Origin of the sequence: Empedobacter sp. UBA7611, assembly GCF_002484365.1 — a bacterium.
Lineage (GTDB): Bacteria > Bacteroidota > Bacteroidia > Flavobacteriales > Weeksellaceae > Empedobacter > Empedobacter falsenii_B.
The window spans coordinates 70085-89189 of sequence record NZ_DLJR01000021.1 but is presented as its reverse complement, the minus strand read 5'-3'; the positions used below and the strand labels follow the sequence as shown (position 1 = coordinate 89189).

General features: G+C 32.6%; 15 protein-coding genes and 1 tRNA gene. 8 read left to right on the top strand and 8 right to left on the bottom strand.

The window, feature by feature from the left end; translation table 11 throughout:
• Positions 1-42: 42 nt before the first annotated feature.
• From B3R94_RS02895 to B3R94_RS02880, 4 genes are all read right to left on the bottom strand, one after another.
• A tRNA-Gly gene (locus tag B3R94_RS02895) sits at positions 43-115 on the bottom strand.
• An 88-nt stretch (positions 116-203) separates the two neighbouring features.
• Complete coding sequence (accD, locus tag B3R94_RS02890; RefSeq protein ID WP_125350474.1) at positions 204-1052, bottom strand: acetyl-CoA carboxylase, carboxyltransferase subunit beta; 849 nt, start codon at positions 1050-1052, stop codon at positions 204-206.
• Between the two features lie 42 nt (positions 1053-1094).
• Positions 1095-2162, bottom strand: a complete 1068-nt coding sequence (gene fbaA, locus B3R94_RS02885) for a class II fructose-bisphosphate aldolase (RefSeq protein ID WP_038333058.1) — start codon at positions 2160-2162, stop codon at positions 1095-1097.
• Between the two features lie 37 nt (positions 2163-2199).
• Positions 2200-4803, bottom strand: a complete 2604-nt coding sequence (locus B3R94_RS02880; RefSeq protein WP_291098517.1) for a BamA/TamA family outer membrane protein — start codon at positions 4801-4803, stop codon at positions 2200-2202.
• Between the two features lie 4 nt (positions 4804-4807).
• Here B3R94_RS02880 and B3R94_RS02875 point away from each other — a divergent pair, with 4 nt between their 5' ends.
• The 4 genes from B3R94_RS02875 to B3R94_RS02860 all read left to right on the top strand — a co-directional run bounded on the left by B3R94_RS02875 (position 4808) and on the right by B3R94_RS02860 (position 8031).
• Positions 4808-5551 carry a TrmH family RNA methyltransferase gene (locus B3R94_RS02875; RefSeq protein ID WP_115001648.1) on the top strand — a complete coding sequence of 248 codons (744 nt, stop codon included), beginning with the start codon at positions 4808-4810 and terminating at the stop codon, positions 5549-5551.
• 88 nt (positions 5552-5639) lie between these two features.
• Positions 5640-6908, top strand: a complete 1269-nt coding sequence (locus B3R94_RS02870; RefSeq protein ID WP_291098514.1) for a serine hydrolase domain-containing protein — start codon at positions 5640-5642, stop codon at positions 6906-6908.
• A gap of 145 nt (positions 6909-7053) precedes the next feature.
• A complete protein-coding gene (locus tag B3R94_RS02865; RefSeq protein WP_280045253.1) occupies positions 7054-7437 on the top strand; it encodes an HU family DNA-binding protein in 384 nt (127 codons plus the stop codon).
• A gap of 180 nt (positions 7438-7617) precedes the next feature.
• Entirely contained in the window at positions 7618-8031 is a 414-nt protein-coding gene (locus tag B3R94_RS02860; RefSeq protein WP_291067583.1) for a GxxExxY protein, read from the top strand.
• Positions 8032-8501: 470 nt separating this feature from the next.
• Here B3R94_RS02860 and B3R94_RS02855 read toward each other — a convergent pair whose 3' ends face one another.
• Entirely contained in the window at positions 8502-9614 is a 1113-nt protein-coding gene (locus B3R94_RS02855) for an ABC transporter permease (protein ID WP_291098511.1), read from the bottom strand.
• Positions 9614-11686 (bottom strand): carboxy terminal-processing peptidase, encoded by a 2073-nt coding sequence (locus B3R94_RS02850; protein WP_291098508.1) that lies wholly within the window; start codon positions 11684-11686, stop codon positions 9614-9616. Before B3R94_RS02850 ends, B3R94_RS02855 begins: the two co-directional genes overlap by 1 nt.
• A 193-nt stretch (positions 11687-11879) precedes the next feature.
• On the opposite strand from B3R94_RS02850, the gene surE reads away from it, so the two are divergent.
• Entirely contained in the window at positions 11880-12644 is a 765-nt protein-coding gene (surE, locus tag B3R94_RS02845; RefSeq protein WP_038333074.1) for a 5'/3'-nucleotidase SurE, read from the top strand.
• Between the two features lie 186 nt (positions 12645-12830).
• On the opposite strand, the gene B3R94_RS02840 is transcribed toward surE, so the two are convergent.
• Complete coding sequence (locus B3R94_RS02840) at positions 12831-14027, bottom strand: tetratricopeptide repeat protein (RefSeq protein ID WP_291098504.1); 1197 nt, start codon at positions 14025-14027, stop codon at positions 12831-12833.
• A gap of 3 nt (positions 14028-14030) precedes the next feature.
• Complete coding sequence (gene gyrA, locus B3R94_RS02835) at positions 14031-16604, bottom strand: DNA gyrase subunit A (protein WP_291098501.1); 2574 nt, start codon at positions 16602-16604, stop codon at positions 14031-14033.
• Positions 16605-16968: 364 nt separating this feature from the next.
• Here gyrA and rpmH point away from each other — a divergent pair, with 364 nt between their 5' ends.
• The 3 genes from rpmH to B3R94_RS02820 all read left to right on the top strand — a co-directional run bounded on the left by rpmH (position 16969) and on the right by B3R94_RS02820 (position 19099).
• Positions 16969-17127 (top strand): 50S ribosomal protein L34, encoded by a 159-nt coding sequence (gene rpmH, locus B3R94_RS02830; RefSeq protein WP_019974979.1) that lies wholly within the window; start codon positions 16969-16971, stop codon positions 17125-17127.
• An 83-nt stretch (positions 17128-17210) separates the two neighbouring features.
• Entirely contained in the window at positions 17211-17903 is a 693-nt protein-coding gene (locus B3R94_RS02825) for a cell division ATP-binding protein FtsE (protein WP_038333079.1), read from the top strand.
• A gap of 113 nt (positions 17904-18016) precedes the next feature.
• The gene (locus tag B3R94_RS02820; protein ID WP_291098499.1) at positions 18017-19099 is read left to right on the top strand and encodes a glycosyltransferase; all 1083 of its coding nucleotides are present in this window, start codon (positions 18017-18019) and stop codon (positions 19097-19099) included.
• The last annotated feature ends 6 nt before the right edge of the window (positions 19100-19105 follow it).

Below are 19105 nucleotides of genomic sequence, written 5' to 3'. Positions count from 1 at the left end.
CCAAGGCAAAATTTGATTTTTATGAATTTTTATATTTCAAAGAGCGGGAAACGGGGCTCGAACCCGCGACCTCAACCTTGGCAAGGTTGCGCTCTACCAGCTGAGCTATTCTCGCGATTGGAGTGCAAATATATAAAATCAATTTCTAATAATCCAAATCAAATTTGAATAAAATTTTAAAAATATATTTGCACTTATTTTAATTAGTTGATAGGCATTAACATATCAGCTACTTCTTTTATTTTATCTTTCATCTTTTTACGGTGAACGATCATATCAACGAAGCCTTTTTCTAATAAAAACTCAGAAGTTTGGAATCCTTCTGGTAAATCTCTACCAATAGTTTCTTTGATAACACGTGGTCCAGCGAATCCAATTAATGCTCCTGGTTCTGCCATGATAATGTCACCAATTGATCCGAAAGAAGCTGTAATTCCTCCAAAAGATGGATTTGTTAAGATTGTAATATAAGGAATGTTGTTATCTGCTAATTGAATTAATTTAGCTTCTACTTTTGCTAATTGCATCAACGAAATTGCAGCTTCCATCATACGCGCACCACCAGATTGTGTAATGATAATATAAGGTGTTTTGTGTTTGATAGAATAATCAATTGCACGAGCAATTTTTTCTCCCATTACAGATCCTAAAGAACCTCCAATAAATTTGAAATCCATACAAGAAATTGTAATGTCACGTCCATGAATTTTTCCAGTCGCATTGCGAATAGAATCTGTCATTCCCGTTTTCTTTTTAATTTCTTTTAAACGATCTTTATAAGGTTTTGTATCTGTCCAATTTAATGGGTCTTTACTTTCTACTTTTACATCTAATTCTGTGAATTTACTATCATCAAATAAGATATCAAAGTATTCTTGAGAACCAATTTGTACGTGATGATCATCCTCTGGACTTACATACGCATTTGCTTTCAGTTCTTCAGTTTCAATAATTTTTCCTGATGGCGTTTTATACCATAAGCCTTTCTTAACGTCTTTTTTAGACTCTGTAGGCGTTGTAATATTTTTCTTGCTTCTAATAAACCAAGGCATATTCTCTGTTTTTATTTGATAGAAATAATCTTAAAGAAAAGATTATCCTAAAGTATTAACATTATTTAAATCGTGGAAAGCTTGGATTAATCTATCTTTGAAAGAAACCTCTCCAGCTCTTAACCACACGCGTGGATCATAATATTTCTTGTTAGGAGATTCTGGACCTTCTGGGTTTCCAATTTGTCCTTGTAAATAAGCTGCGTTTTCGTCAAAATATTTACGAATTCCTTCCATAAATGCATATTGTAAATCTGTATCAATATTCATTTTGATAACTCCGTAGCTAATTGCTTCTCTAATTTCTTCTAAAGTAGAACCAGAACCTCCGTGGAATACGAAGTTAACAGCGTTGTCTACACCATACTTTTCGTTGATGTATTTTTGCGAGTTATCTAAAATTTTAGGAGTCAAGACAACATTTCCTGGTTTGTAAACACCGTGTACATTACCAAATGCTGCTGCAATCCAGAAATTATCAGAAATAGATTTTAAGTTTTCGTAAACGTAAGCAACTTCTTCTGGTTGAGTGTATAATAATGAATTGTCAACATTAGAATTGTCAACACCATCTTCTTCACCACCTGTAATACCTAATTCCATCTCCAAAGTCATTCCAACTTTAGACATTCTTTCTAAGTATCTTTTGCACGTTTCTACGTTTTCTTCTAAAGGCTCTTCAGACAAATCTAACATGTGAGAACTAAATAAAGTCTTTCCGAATTTATTAAAATGTTCTTCGTTAGCGTCCATAATTCCATCAATCCAAGGCAATAATTTTTTTGCACAGTGGTCTGTATGTAAAATTACAGTAGCTCCGTAAGACTCAGCTAAAGTGTGAATATGTTTTGCTCCCGCAATAGCACCTTTGATAGCAGAAAGTTGATTTTCTCCTTTTAATCCTTTTCCGGCATTAAAAGCAGCACCTCCGTTAGAAAATTGAATAATAACTGGAGAGTTTACTTCAACTGCAGCTTCCATTGCAGCGTTAATAGTATCTGAACCGATGACATTACACGCTGGTAAAGCGTATTGATTTGCTTTTGCATCATTGATAATGTCTTGAACTAATGAACCGGTAGCAACACCGGCAGGAAATTTTCTGCTCATTATGTTAGTATTTTGTGAAACAAATATAGATGTTTTTTTAGAAAGGATAATTAATTCCGAAGTGGATTCTTGGTTTAAGCAAATTAAAATTGTCAAATTGCCAGCGATCACCCAATTCGTAAGAAGGGTCATAAATTTTGTAACCTAAATCAAATCTTACAATTGCAAACGTACCAATGTGATAACGGAAACCTAATCCAGAACCAATTCCGAATTCTTTGTAAAAATCTTTGAACTTAAATAATGTTTCTGGACGATTTTTATTAACACCCCAAATATTACCAGCATCAAGAAAATATGCACCTTCCAAACTTCCAAAAAGATTGAAGCGATATTCAGCATTGAATAACAATTTCATGCTTTCAAATTCTAAACTTTGATTTTTAGAATCGATACGTGGTTTACTTCCAGGACCTAAAGTTAACGGTGCCCAACCACGAACATCATTTGCTCCTCCAGCCGAATAACTTCTTACGAAGGGTGCAACATCTGAGTTTCCATATGGTTGAATGATTCCGAATAAGAAACGTCCCGCTACGCTAGAATTTGAATTTAATTTGAATTTTCGTCTAACATCCACATCAAATTTTACGAATTGAGAATAAGGAATTCCAAAGATCAAACCTGCTTGATTTCCGTCTCGATCAGGTTCAGCTTTATTAAAGCCAAAAGCTTTGTCTAAACCTCTTAATACATTTCCGGCTAATTCAATTCTCGCTTGAATAAACCAAGGATTACTTTTTGGTCGAAATGAATTTTCTTGATTAAATGTAAATTGATAGATAAAAGAGTTGATTAATACATTTTGGGAAATATTAGCTTTTCTATATAACATATTCTCAAAATCAACATACAACTTTGCGTTTTCTCCAGTTAATGAACTTTGGAATCCTTTGTCAGCCTCGATTGCGTCTGTTAATTCATCGTCCGTTAGATAAATTGGTGCATTAGGATTGTATGCGTAGTATAAATCTTTTACTTCGTTTTTTGTATTATTATCTTTTGTAAACACTTCATAATAGCGATCTTTTTTTCGGTTACTAATAAATTCTGTGTTAAACAAAGAAACTTTGTGTTGAAACTCCGAACTCGAAATATCCATATCAAAACCAAAACCATAAGTCGTTTTGTCTAAACCTACATTTTTCTGCGTACTTGCATTCATTCGAATAGCAGATTCGGCAGTAAAACGTTTTGGTAAAATATTATCAAGATTAATTGGTGTCAATAAATAAGGAAATTTCAACTTTGTTTCGATAGCGATTTCGTAAGCATTTAAGAATGCTTTATTCATTGAGAAATCTTTGTTGACAGAACCTAAAGTTCCTTTCAAAGTTGTTTCTAAATTTTCTCCTCCTCCAAATAAATTTCTCGAAGTTAAAGTCATCCCGGGAGAAATTGCAAAGTTCATGTAGCGAGAAGCATAACTTTCGACAAAGAGATTCAAGTCATATTTCTTTTTTGGTGTAAAGAAAACGTCTACATTTAGGATAGAATCTTGTTTATTAATTCTGAATCCATGTAAGTTAATATTTTCTTTCTTGAAAATATTACGTTTTGTCTGAATTTCTTGTCGTTGACGATACAGTTGACCAGGACGAATTACAAATGCATCTGTAAAATATCTTGGTCGATATTCTGGCTCTTTTGTATATAAAACGTTATAATCTTTATATTCTTCTTTGATTAATTTACTTTCATCATCAACAAAACTGCGAGAATCTGCATAAATATTTATCTTCCCAAAACGATATTGTGTAAAAGGTGTAATGCTATCCGTTTTCAACGAATCTTGAATATATTTATCAATAAACATCGTTACATCAAGGCGTTTGTTACTTTTTAATGTATCGGCTTCAAAATATAAATCTTCGCCCGAATCGTTAAAATCATAGTAACCTCTATTCTTTAACAAATCAATGATACGATCGCGTTCTTCCTCAAATTTGTCAAAATTATATTGATCTCCAGCATGTAAAACAGTTTGTTTTCCAATAGGAGAATTAAGATATTCTTCTATTTTTTGATCAGATATTTTTAGATCATATGTTTCGATATAAGAAGGTTCACCTAACTTAATATCATAAATTGTTTCTGCTTTTTTTGCAACAGAATCTTTATCATAGGAAACTGCTACTTTCGAATCGAAATAACCTTTATCATGAAATAATCTATTTAAGTTCTTTGCTGAAAATTCTGATTGTTGTTCATCCAACAAAACTGGTGCTTCACCTTGACTATAATAAAGACGTTCTTTCCATAAACTGTGCCCAACATATTCGCTCAGGTTATTCTTCGTTAGTAAACTATCCAATAATTTCTGGTTACGAACCGAAGCATCTTGTCTATAATATTCCTGAAAAGTTTCATCAAATTTCGCAGGAGACCAATTGTAAACCCATTGCCAAAGAGGGAAAAAACCAAGGAACTTACCAGCTGGCTTTTGTTTCACATAATCACTTAAATCTTTGTTGATTATAGTTTTTTTCTTCTTAATATCGGGATCCTCTTTATCGTAGATAAATTTGTTCTTTACAAACAAATATTCTCCTTCAGGTACTTTTTTAGTTGTACTACAGCTATAAAAAAGTAAACCTAAACAAGAGATAAGTGTTATATTTGTTGTAATTTTTTTTTGCATAAATATGTTATCAAATAACGTTATTAAGATAATAACTTCTCTGGGTTCTAAAAAATATAGACAAAAATATAATTTGTTTGTCGTAGAAGGTGTTAAAAATATTGGGGAAGTTATAAAAAGTTCTATAAATATTAAAGAATTATTTATAACTGAAGACTTTTGGCCAGAAGCTACACATATCAAAAAGACTTTTATTGAAGAAAAAGACTTGAAAAAGATCAGTTTCTTAACTACTCCGAATGTAGGTTTAGCACTTTGTGAATTACCTAATTATAACGAAAACATCAAGTTGAATGGTTTAAGTATTGCTTTGGATGATATTCGAGATCCAGGTAATTTAGGAACAATTATCCGCTTGGCTGATTGGTTTGGTGTAGAGGATATTTTGTGTACCAAAGAATCTGTTGATATGTACAACCCAAAAGTTGTGATGTCGACAATGGGCTCTTTTACACGAGTGAAAGTTCATTATATCGATTTGGAGAAATACTTGTCTGACTATAAAGGAAACATTTTCGGGACTTTTATGGAAGGAGAATCTATTTATGAACAAACACTTCCACAAGAAGGTATCTTGGTAATGGGGAACGAAGCGAATGGAATTTCTCCAGAAATCGAGAAGTTAACGACAAATAAACTAAGTATTCCGTTCTTTGGGAAAAATGGTTCTACCGAAAGTCTTAACGTTGCCGTTGCAACAAGTGTCATCTTAGGCGAGTTTAAGTCTCAACTTTCGCACAAATCATAAAAAAAACTTAATGTTTCTAAACGGGTAACTATTCCACAAATAAATATATACTTTAGTAGAAACAAACAATAAGATTAAGAAAAAACACATGAAATATGTAGCGGTTGTTCTTGCTTCTGCAATGCTGTTTATGGGAAGCTGTAGCAAGAAAAACGAACAAAAAGAAGAACTTAGAAAGAAGGATCCGCATGCTTTGCGCTATGATTCGTTGGATTGGAAAGCAGATTTCAAGCCAATGAAGTACACACAAGCAGAACTTAATGATTACAGAAATAAACTAAACACTTATTACAAAGACTTTTGGGTTGACGGAAAAGTGAGCGGAGGTTTGTTGGTTGTGAAGAATGGGCAAGTACTTTTAGAGCAATATCAAGGGATGGCAGACGAAAGACATAAGCGTCCAATCACTGCAGAAACACCTATTCACATCGCATCTATCTCGAAAGTTTTTACCTCAATGGCGGTTCTTAAGCTTGTAGAAAAAGGTAAAATCAAATTAGATCAAAAAGTAAATACAATATTAGAAGGTTTTCCTTACGATGATATCACGGTTCGTAATTTGCTAAATCACCGCAGTGGTTTGCCAAATTATGCCAATGTTTTGTGGAATAACAAGAAGGTAATGATGGATCGCGAGAAACCAATTTCTAATCAAGATGTGTTAGATATCTTTAGAGAATTTGACGTTAAACAAATTCGTCCCGCAGACAAAGGGTTTTATTACTCGAATACCAACTTCGCTTTTCTTGCTCTTGTCATTGAAAAGATTATGAAAATGCCTTATCCGAAAGCAATGAAATACATGGTTTTTGACCCTCTTGAGATGAATCATACCTTTGTTTTTGAGTATGATCGCGATAAAGATACAGTAGCACGTTCCTATAAATACAATGGTTACGAGTGGGCTTGGGATGATTTTGACCGCACGTATGGAGACAAAAATATCTACTCAACGCCAAGAGATCTGTATAAGTTAGATGTTGCCATGTATTCAGACGATTTCTTACCGAAGAAGATCAAGAAAGAAGCTTTCAAAGGATATAGTTACGAGCAGAAAGGTTTCAAAAATTATGGGCTTGGAATGCGCTTGTTAGAATATGACAATGGTAAAAAATTATTGTATCACAATGGTTGGTGGCACGGGAATAACACCGTTTTTGTACACGATGTTAACAATCAATTTACGGTAATTGCATTAGGAAACAAGCAGAATAAGAATATATATAGTGCATTTAAATTGGCTGGACTTACAGGAACTTATCCGCTAAAAGCACCAAATAAAGATTCGATGAGATTGCATCAAAAACCAATTGTACCAAAAACAACAGCAAAACTTTCGACCAAAGTTTCAAGATAATAGCAAGGCTTTCTTATATAAGAAAGCCTTTTTTATTTTTATGATATAATGTATTTTATTGATAATCAATAGTTTTATTTTGTTAATTAAATATAAAGTATTAACTTAGAGATAATTAACTATTAATATGTAAATACTTTTAATTATGGCTGTAAAATACAACGTTATTCAGAAGGCTTACCCAGGAGATCCTATGGCGCCTAAAAAGTTCTACGCAAATTCTATTGCAGATGGTGAAGTATCACTTCGAAATTTGAGTAAAGAAATTGCGCAAACCTCATCTATTAGTGAGAGTGATGTATATGCAACATTGATTGATTTGGCTAAAATGTTATCGAAACATTTGTCTGATGGAAAGATTGTTCGCTTAGGAGATTTTGGTTCTTTTCAAATAAGTATAAGTAGCGAAGGAATGGATGCAATGAACAAAGTAAATTCTTCTTCTATAAAAAGTGCTAAAATACTTTTTAGACCTGGTCTAGATTTACGAGATACTTTAGCTACTTTAAAGTATGAGAAAAAGAAATAGTTGAGATAATTTTTCTAACTTCTAATTGAAGTAAATAAAAAACGTCAAGTGGTTTTCATTAAAATCACTTGACGTTTTGTTTAAAACCTCCTTAGGTTTTATATAAAAGATAAGGAGGTTTTATAAAAAGTTTATTTATATCTCAATTGAATAATCATTAACAACATAGAAACATAGACTATGAAAACTAAAAAATATTTAGATGAATTAACTTATGAAATAATAGGTTCTGCTATAGAAGTTCATAAAATAATGGGTAGAGGATTATTAGAAAGTGTTTATCATCAATGCTTAAAAGAAGAGTTAAATCATAGGAAAATAAATTTTCTCACAGTAATGAAGATTCCAGTTGTCTATAAAGAAAAACTACTTGATCTTGATTTTCGTTGTGACCTCTATGTAGAAAATAGTATAGTTGTTGAGTTAAAAGCTGTGCAAGATATTGTTCCTGCTTATGAAGCTCAATTATTAACTTATATGAAACTACTGAAATGTCCAAAAGGAATATTAATCAACTTTAATTGTTTTAACATATTTAATGAAGGACAAAAAACGTATGTTAATGAGTTTTTTACTCATCTTCCAAATTATTAAACCGATGTATTTATATTGTAAAAACAGATAGGTTTTAAATTTTGTTTTGGTAAAATATTAACCACATAGAAACATAGAAATTGATTAATTGTGATTTATTTATAAACTTTCAGTTATTAACTTAAGTAAAGTTACTGTGAAAACTATAAGTCCATTCTAATATTTCTAAGAATTAAACCTATGTATCTATGTAGATAAAAAAGAAATATTTTAAATTTTCTTTTGGTAAAATCTTAACTACATAGAAACATAGAAATTGATTAATTGTGATTTGTTTATATACTTTCAGTTGTTAACTTAAGTATAGTTATTGTGAAAACTAAAAGTCTATTCAAATCTTTATCAATATTTAACCTATGTCTCTATGTGGTTAAAAGAGATAAAATATTAATCACATAGAGACATAGATAAAGATATAACTTGTGTTTTAAATTATTAAAAAAAAGAAAATATAAAACTTTATAAGTTTCTTACTGCTTAATATCCATAATATCTCGCAATACATTCCCAAAGATATTAAACCCAAGAACCAATAACATAATAGCTAATCCCGGTAGAATTGCCAAATGTTGTTTCCCTAAAATAATATGATTATAATGTTCTTTGATGATGTTTCCCCAAGACGGAGTAGGAGGTTGTGCACCAATTCCAAGGAAACTAAGACCACTTTCTACTAAAATTGCCGAAGCAAAATTGGCAGCAGATATAACGATAATAGGAGCAATGACATTAGGTAATATTTGGTTGAAGATAATTCTTGTGTCCGAAAATCCTAAAGCTTTTGCTGCTTCTACGAATTCTTTTTCTCTGTACGATAGGAATTGTCCACGAACTACACGTGCAACTTCTACCCACATCGTTAGTCCAACTGCGATAAATATCTGCCAAAAACCTTTTCCGATAGCTAAGGTAATTGCAATAACCAATAGTAATGTTGGGATAGACCACACAACGTTTATCAACCACATTATTATGTTATCTGTTCGTCCCTTGTAATAGCCTGCAAGAGCGCCCAAGGAGATTCCGACAACTAATGAAATGAAAACAGCGATAAACCCGATAAGAAAAGAAATTCTTGTCCCGATAATTAACCTTGAATAAAAGTCTCTTCCGTACGAATCTGTTCCAAGTAAATAGTTTTTTATGTAGATAAAATCCTTCTCTATATCTTGCGTTTTGATGTTATGCTTTGTCCAAGTTGACAAATCTATCTTTACTGCTTCACCACTTAGTCCGTTTCCTATATATGGAACATAGGTAATGCTTTGTCTATCTCTTTTGTAAGATGTAATACTTATTTGTTCGGTATCGATCTCTTTCCCGAATATTAAATCAGAAAAGTTCGTTTTTCCTGAATAATTAGGTAAAGGGATTTCGATTGTTTTTTGCTGATAACCTATAGGTGAATATGCAATGGTTAGGTCTTGTCTGTTTGCATTTTCCGTTTTGTCGGACGCAAAGACATAAGCAAAAACAGAAATGATTGCAGCTAATACTATTACACTAAAAGAAAGAACACCAAGGGTGTTCTTTCTTAATTTATTGAATATGATTTGAGAAAATGAACCGTTTTCTTGTTCCATTATTTAATGTCTCTTAAAACGTTAACAGCTTCGTTTAAGTAAAAGTCTTTTTGCATTCCTTTGAACCAATTGTTACGTTTAGCTTTTAGAACAGTATCTGTTTTTGTAGTTGCCAAATCGTTTTGATTCATTGTAAATTTAAAATTGTTTTTATACTTGTCTAAAGCTTCAAATTTCTTGATTTTATCTTCGCGAGTTTTACGGTACGTTTTGTAATCTTCTAAGTTCAAAGGAATCTCTTTTACGTCTTCCATTGATTTGATGAACTTGAAACTTTCGTTCATTAATGCTAAGTGTGCATTGTTTGCCAAACGAGTTTTACTGTTCGCTTTAATCTTCGCTAAATCGAAAGCAGAAGGCCATTTTGCAATAACTAATGGTTTGATTTGATCCCAGTTCAAGGCTTCTGAACGAGAAGCTTCGCTGATATCTTCGTAAGTGAATTGATCAACTAATGCAATGTCCGACTGAACTCCTTTCAATTGTGTAGACCCTCCGTTTACTCGGTAGAATTTTTGTATTGTTAACTTAATAGCTCCTAACTCATCACTTCCCGACTGACGATCTAAAGGCAAGATTGTTTGTACAGTACCTTTACCAAAGGTTTGCGGAGAACCCACGATAACAGCGCGATCATAGTCTTGCATTGCTGCAGCAAAAATCTCTGATGCAGATGCAGAAAGCTCGTTAACCATTACTACTAAAGGTCCGTCGTATGCGATAGAATTATCTTTGTCTTCGTGAATTTTAAGCATTCCGTCCGAACGTCTCACCTGAACAATTGGTCCTTGATTGATGAATAATCCAGAGATTTTAACTACCTCTTCAAGAGAACCTCCTCCATTATTTCTAACATCGAAAACAAGACCTTTGATGTTTTCTTTCTTCAATATATCAATTTCTTTCTTGATATCATCCGAAGGATAACGTCCGCCTTCTTTTCCCATTGGAGTGTAGAATTCAGGTAAATAGATGATTCCGTATTTATCTCCTTTCTCGTCCGTAATAACAGATGAGCGAGCAAACACTTCCTCTGATTCAATCACTTCACGAATCAAAGAGATTGTTTGTTGAGAACCGTCTTTTTTCTGAATAGTTAAGACAACTTCTGTTCCTTTCTTCCCTTTAATTAGGCGAATAGCATCGCTCAAAATCATCCCAACGATGTTTTTAGCTTCACCATTTTTCCCTTGTGCAACTTTAATGATCTTGTCGCCAACTTCTAATTTATTACTCTTCCAAGCTGGTCCGCCTACAATTAATTCAGCAATTGTAGCGTAACCTCTTTTGTCTTGTATTTTGGCTCCAATTCCTTCCATTTGTCCAGACATTTCGAACTCGAAATCCTCTTTACTTGTTGGAGAAAAGTATGTTGTGTGCGGATCGTATTGTTCTGTGAACGAGTTCATGTAAATAGAAAAATAGTTCTCGCGTTTTGTTTGTTTTATACGACGGAAATAGTCAGAAATCAAGTCTTTAACTTCTTCACGCGCCATCTTTTCTACTTCTGCAAAAGGCGTATCTTTTGTGATTTTCTTTTTCTCATCTGCCAAAGGATCTTTTATAGGTTTTATAGAAGAAGAGTTGTCTAATGTATCTTTCTTTTGACCTTTTAATTCGTCTTGCATTGAAATGATTTCTAACATCACGTTATATTTCAAATATTTGCGCCATAAATCTTTCGATTCGTTTTTATCTTTCGCGAATTTTGATGTTTTATAATCGATATTGAAATTCTCTTTTTGATTGAAATCAAAAGGTTTTGACAAGGCATCCATCGAATATTTTTCAGCGTCAGCAATACGTTTGTAGATTGTGTCAACAGTAGAATTGTAGAAACCTAAGTTTTCTGATTTGTAATAATCATCTAAATTGTGATAATCTTTTTTGAATAGATCATAATCAGATTGCAATAAAAAACGTTTGCTTGGATCAATGTATTCTAAATATTTATTGAAAACATTTTCCGAAAATTTATCATCTACAGTAGCAGGTTTGTAATGTAGGTAAGTTAGGGTGTTTCGTGTATTTTTTACGATTAACTTTTCTCTTTCTTCATCTGTGTCTAACATGGGTTTGCAAAAGCAAAAAGCAAGCAAACTCATTGATAAAAACGATAGTAATACATACGTTTTTTTAATTAACATATTGCGTTGGTATTATATAAATTAATAATTTAAGACTCCTTCAAATATAAAACAAAAAAGAAATTAGAAGGAAGTTTTTTACATTTGTAAAAATGATGAATAAAAGTAAGAATAAAATATGGAAAGACCGCTAATTTTAGTTACAAATGATGATGGAGTAACTGCGCCTGGAATAAGAGCGTTGATAGAGATTGCAAAAGGATTTGGAGAAGTTTATGTTGTTGCGCCAGATAGTCCGCAAAGTGGAATGGGGCATGCGGTGACAATAAATTCGACATTGTTTTGCGATGAAATAGAAGTTGATGAAGATGTAAAAGAGTATGCGTGTTCTGGAACGCCAGTGGATTGTGTGAAATTGGCTGTTTCGCAAATTTTACCTCGTAAACCAGATTTGTGTATTTCGGGAATTAATCACGGATCAAATTCGTCGGTGAATGTGATTTATTCGGGAACAATGTCTGCTGCTGTAGAAGCTGGAATTGAAGGAATTCCTGCGATTGGTTTTTCGTTGTGTGATTTTGCTTATAATGCAGATTTTAAAGCTGGAGAAGAATTTATTAAAACAATTATTGATCAAGTTTTAAAACATAAATTACCAAAAGGTGTGGTGTTGAACGTGAACATTCCGAAGTTGAAAGAACATGAAATAAAAGGAATAAAAGTTTGTCGTCAAGCTGATGCTAAATGGGAAGAAAAATTTGATAAACGTGAAGATCCTCGTGGAAGAACATATTATTGGATGAGTGGAGAGTTTAAAAATCTTGATAAAGGTGAAGATACAGACGAACGTGCTTTAGAAGAAGGTTATGTTTCGGTTGTGCCAGTTCGTTATGATTTGACAGCTCATCATTTTTTACCAGATTTAAGAAATTGGGATTTGTAGATTTGTTCTAAGTTCTAAGTTCTAAGTTCTAAGTTCTAAGTTCTAAGTTCTAAGTTCGTTGTGATTCTGAACTCGTTTCAGAATCACATATTATTAAGTTGATGAGAAGCTGAAATAAATTAAGCTTGACAAAGCATAAAAAAAAGGACTTCAATTGAAGTCCTTTTTTGTGTTATATTGAAATAATTATTTTACTAATTTTTTCTCAGCGTCACGATAGAAATTTTCTTTTTGATCGTTTCCTAAAGTTTTGTAAGCTTGAATTAAGTTACGAATAACTTGACGATTTTCTGGTTGAATTTCGTACATCTTTTCAAGATAAGGAGCTGCTTCTGTAAACAAAGCTTTACGTTTTGCTTCGTTTGCGTTATAAACTTCTTTCTCTTTTTTAGATGTTCCTAAATTGTTGTTCATTGTTTCAACAATTTCTTTATCTGGTTGCAAAATAGCTAAAACTAAATTGTTATAAGACTCGAAATGTTTAGGATTTAATTCAATCGCTTTTTTAAACAAGTTTTTAGATTCTGCTGCTTTAGAAGCGTCATCTAAATATAAAACACCTAAGTTATAATAATTTTGCGCATCGTTTGGATTGATTTTAATCGCTTCTTCGATACGTTTTGTCATTTTATCAGCGTTTCCAGAAACTTGGTAAATTCCAGTTGCGATGTTGTTGATGTCAGCATCTTTTGGATATTTTGTAGTTGCTTCTTCTACGATAGCATCGTATTTTTTTGCATTGTACAATCCATTAAGTGCCAAAACATACATATCACGGTTGTAATCTTTTGTTTGATTAGCTGATTTACCAGTGAATCCTTTTGCTGCTAATTCTTTCAAAATCGTTAACGATTTATCATAATCAGCTGCGTTGTAAAAACAGATTGCTGCTTGATATTTATAGATATCTTCTTTTGTACCTAAAGCTTCAACTAGGTTATAAACATTTAAGAATTTTGTTCCAGCTTCTGTGTATTGTTTAGCGTCCATTGCTTTGTTTGCAGCGTCTAATTCTTTGTTTGCTAAATTAGAAACTTCAGATTGCAACAAGAAACCATATTTTGGTTGTAAAGCAACTTCTTTCGCTTTTGCGTAATTACCACTAGCTGTAGCTTTATCTAAATCGGCTTGAGAATAGTAAAATTCGTCTTTTTTAGAGTCTTTATTTTTGACTTGCCAAACTTTACCGTTTTCGTATTTAGATAATTTTGCTAAATCTTGACTTGCTTTTGTAACGTCACCTTTTGCTAAGTTTTCTTTTGCTGATTTATTATATTTTTCAGCTAAAACTGTAGGTTCTGTCGTTAATTCTTCTGTGTTAGTTTGAGCGAATGATGTTGACATTGCTAAAACTAATCCTAAACTAAATAATAATTTTTTCATTGATTATTCATTATTTGGATCCTCAGCAGGCGTTTCTTCTGCTTGAGTTTCGTTGTTTTCGTTTGTGTTTTCTACAACAATTGGATTTCCTTCTTCATCAAGTTCTACTTCGTCTTCCAATTCTTCTTCAACCTGTACTTTTGCAATTGCTGCAATTTCGTCGTTCTTTTTCAAGTTAATCAATCGAACACCTTGCGTTGCACGACCCATTACACGAATTTCATCTAAACCAGTTCTAATTGCAACTCCAGATTTATTAATAATCATTAAATCATCTTCGTCTGTAACAGCTTCAATCGCGATTAATTTTCCAGTTTTATCAGTAATATTAAGAGTTGTTACACCTTTACCGCCACGATTCGTTTCACGATAATCTTCGATAGAAGAACGTTTTCCGTAACCTTGTTCAGAAACAACTAATACAGTTTCTTTTTCTACATCAGTCACAACAATCATCCCGATAACCTCATTATCTGGTTGATCTCCTAAGTTGATTCCGCGAACACCAGAAGCAGTACGACCCATTGGACGAACTTTCTCATCTTCGAAACGGATAGCTTTACCATATTTAGAAGCGATCATAATTTGAGATTTACCATCTGTTAATAAAGCTTCTAATAATGTGTCACCTTCGCGAACAGTAATTGCGTTGATACCATTAACACGTGGACGAGAATAAGATTCTAAAGATGTTTTCTTGATGATACCATTTTTAGTTACCATGATTACGTAATTATTATTTACGTATTCTTCGTTCATTAAATCATGTGTAAGGATATATGCTTTTACTTTATCATCTGGCTCGATGTTAATCAAATTCTGAATTGCACGACCTTTAGATGTTTTAGAACCTTCTGGAATTTCGTACACACGCATCCAATAACATTTTCCTTTTTCTGTAAAGAATAACATGTATTGGTGGTTAGATGCCGAAACCATATACTCTAAGAAATCTTCGTCACGTGTTGTAGCGGCTCTATTACCAACTCCTCCACGAGATTGTTTGCGGTATTCAGAAAGTGGTGTACGTTTGATGTAACCCATGTGAGAAATCGTTAAAACAACTTGCTCATCAGGAATTAAATCTTCGATATTTAAGTCTCCACCTGCGTAATCGATATCTGTACGACGTTCGTCACCATATTTTTTACGAATTTCTAATAACTCATCTTTGATAATTTGCATACGTAAATCTTCGTTTGCTAAAATATCTTTCAAATGGTTAATCATTTTCATGATTTCTTCGTACTCTTCACGAATTTTATCAATCTCAAGACCAGTCAATGTACGTAAACGTAAATCTAAGATTGCACGTGCTTGAATTTCTGATAACTCGAAAGCTTCCATTAATCCTGTGCGCGCTTCGTCTGGTGTTGCAGATTCGCGAATGATTTTAATTGCACGATCAAGATCATCTTGTGTTCCGATTACTTTCATGTAACCTTCTAAGATATGAGCTCTTTCTTGCGCTTTTCTCAATTCGTATTCCGTACGACGAACAATCACTTCGTGACGATGTTCTACGAAATGATAAATCATGTCTTTCAAATTCAATTGCTCTGGTCTACCTTTTACCAAGGCAATATTATTTACACTGAAAGATGATTGTAATTGAGTAAATTTATATAGTTTATTTAAAACAACGTTAGGAACCGCATCCATTTTAAGGACATAAACGATACGCATACCTTTACGGTCAGATTCGTCACGAATCTCAGAAATACCATCTAATTTACCATCTTTTACTAACTCAGCAGTTTTTGCAATCATGTCTGCTTTGTTAACTTGGTAAGGAATTTCTGTAGCAATAATACAATCGCGACCATGTACTTCTTCGAAATTAGTTTTTGCACGTAAAACAACACGTCCACGTCCAGTTTCGAAAGCTTGTTTTACACCATCATAACCATAGATTGTACCTCCTGTTGGGAAGTCTGGTGCTTTGATGTATTGTGTTAATTCGTCAATTGTAATCTCACGATTGTCGATGTAAGCAATTGTTCCGTCAATAACTTCTGTTAAGTTATGTGGCGCCATATTTGTTGCCATACCAACCGCAATACCAGATGCACCATTTACCAATAAGTTTGGAACACGAGTAGGTAATACAGTAGGTTCTTGGATAGTATCGTCAAAGTTTAGTTGAAAGTCAACTGTCTCTTTATCTAAATCAGCTAATAATTCGTCTGAAATTTTTTGAAGTCTTGCTTCAGTATAACGCATTGCAGCAGGTGGATCACCATCTACAGAACCGTAGTTACCTTGTCCGTCAACTAATAAGTAACGCAAAGACCAAGGTTGCGCCATACGTACCATTGTGTCGTAAACAGAACTGTCGCCGTGTGGGTGAAATTTACCTAAAACTTCCCCTACAATACGTGCCGACTTTTTGTAAGAACGATTAGAAAAAACACCTAATTCATACATTCCGAATAATACTCTACGGTGTACAGGTTTTAAGCCATCACGCACATCCGGAAGCGCACGAGATACGATTACCGACATCGAATAATCGATGTAAGCGGATTTCATTTCATCCTCAATGTTAATTGGGATTAGTCTTTCTCCTTCAGTCATATTGTTTTGTTATATAAGGTGGCTAATATACGAATTTTAAGCTAAAAAAAGATTGATAAAAACAAGATATTTGATGTTTTATGAAAGTTTTAAGGAAACTTTTCTAATCCTTCTAAAAATAGCTTTGTTTTATCCTCGTAAATGATATTGTTGATAAGTTTTAATTGTTATTGTTTTAATTTTCTCTTGCTTAACAAAAAAATGTTTTTATATTTGCACTTCGAAAATTACAAAGTGTAGAACGGAACGCGGTTTACTATTAATTCAGCTTTTTTGTAATTTTCTATCAATTTGATTTTTGAATTAATAATAATAACTGTATATTTGCAACCCATTCGAGTAATGGATTAGAAACTTAGTAAAGATGAGTAAGAGAACATTTCAACCAAGTAACAGAAAAAAAAGAAACAAACACGGATTCCGTGAGCGTATGGCTTCTAAAAACGGGCGCAAAGTATTAGCTGCTCGTAGAAAGAAAGGAAGAAAAGCATTAACTGTTAGTGAAGTAAGAGCTAAAAGATAATCGCTACAATTCATAAAAAATAAGCTTGAAGGTCGTTCTTTCAAGCTTTTTTTTTACATTTGTTTTAAAGACTGTAGAAAAGTATGGAAGCTAAAAATGTAATTGAGTTAAGTCAATCATCTATATATCAAAGAAATCATTTAGTATTATCTGACGTTAATTTTACACTTAATGAAGGAGAATTTGTCTACCTTATTGGAAAAACAGGAAGTGGAAAAAGTAGTTTGTTGAAAGTGCTTTATGGTGATTTGCCGCTTCAATCGGGACAAGGTTCTGTGGTTGGAATGGATTTGAAATCATTGAAAACAAGTAAGATTCCTGATCTTAGAAGACATTTAGGAATTGTTTTCCAAGATTTCCAATTGTTAACAGATCGTACAGTTGAGCAAAATTTGACGTTCGTTTTGAAAGCAACAGGTTGGAAAGATAAGGCTACAATCGATAAACGTATTGATGAGGTTTTAGATTCGGTAGGGATGTTGTCAAAAAAGAAAATGATGCCTTTCCGTCTTTCTGGAGGAGAACAACAGCGTGTTTCTATAGCTCGTGCTTTATTAAATCATCCTGAATTAATTTTAGCAGATGAGCCTACAGGAAACCTAGATCCAGAAACGTCAAATGATATTATGGATTTATTGTTGTCGGTATCGAAAGAAAATAATTGTGCAGTTTTGATGGCTACACACGATTATGAAATTATTCGTCGCTATCCTGCGCGTAAAGTGCGTTGTGAAGACGGAAGATTATTTGAAGTTGCGGAAGCGATATCAGAATAAGATAAATTACACAATATAATTTTAAAGAAAGAGTTTACTTAGTTGTAGACTCTTTTTTTTGTTAAATAATTAACTAACTAATGTATCAAGGTAATAAACTTCATTTTATAAGTATGGATGTTCCATTTCCTCCCAATTATGGAGGTGTTATAGATGTTTTTTATAAATTGAAAGCATTTCATCAACTTGGGATTGAAATTCATTTACATTTGTTTGGGTTTAACGAAACAGAAAGCGATGTTTTAAGGAAATATGCTAAAGAAGTTTATTTTTATCCAATACATCAGATGCCTTATTATATTTTTCAGAAATATCCTATTTCAGTAAAATCGAGGGATAGCAAATTATTGTATGAACGAATTAAATCGTTGAAAGCACCTATATTTTTTGAAAGTCTAAAAACAACATTTATTTTGAATAAATATAACCTTGAAGGTTATTCTAAATATTTGCGATTACATAATATTGAACAAAATTATTTTTCTGGATTAGCTGAAAGCGAGAAGAATCTGGTAAAAAAAGCATTGTTTTATATTGAGGCAAAAAAATATATTCAATACGAAAATATCATCCATCAGTTTGATGAAGTTTTTACACTCTCTAAATTTGAACAAAATTATATTCAAGAAAAATATAATAAAGGAAAATTTGTGCCTGTTTTTCATGGAAATGAAACTTTTCAATCACTAAGTGAAAAAGGAGAATTTGCTTTATATCATGGTGATTTGAGAGCTTCGGACAATTGTAAAGTAGTCGATTTTTTGATAGAAGTGTTTAAAGGAATTGATTATCCTTTCGTTATTGCTTCAGGTTCTAGAGAGAATTGGGTAAAAGAAAAAATTAAAAATTATCCTCGTATACAATTTGTTAAATTGAAAGATTTTGATCATTTGAAAAATCTTTTCGAAAAAGCACATCTCAATATAGCGTGGTCTTTTCAGGAATCTGGAACAAAACTAAAAGTGATAAATGCATTATTCAATAGTCGTTTTTCGATAATAAATGAAAATGTGATAGATGACGAGAAAATTAGTGGACTTTGTGTTCAAGTTTCGAATAAATCAGAGCTGATAAAAGCTATTAATCATTTAAAAAATCAACCTTTTTTAGCGTCAAAAGAATATGTTGATACGCTTGAATATGATTTGAATGATAAATTGAATGCAGAAATTATTTTGAAACAAATTTTTAATTAACTTTAT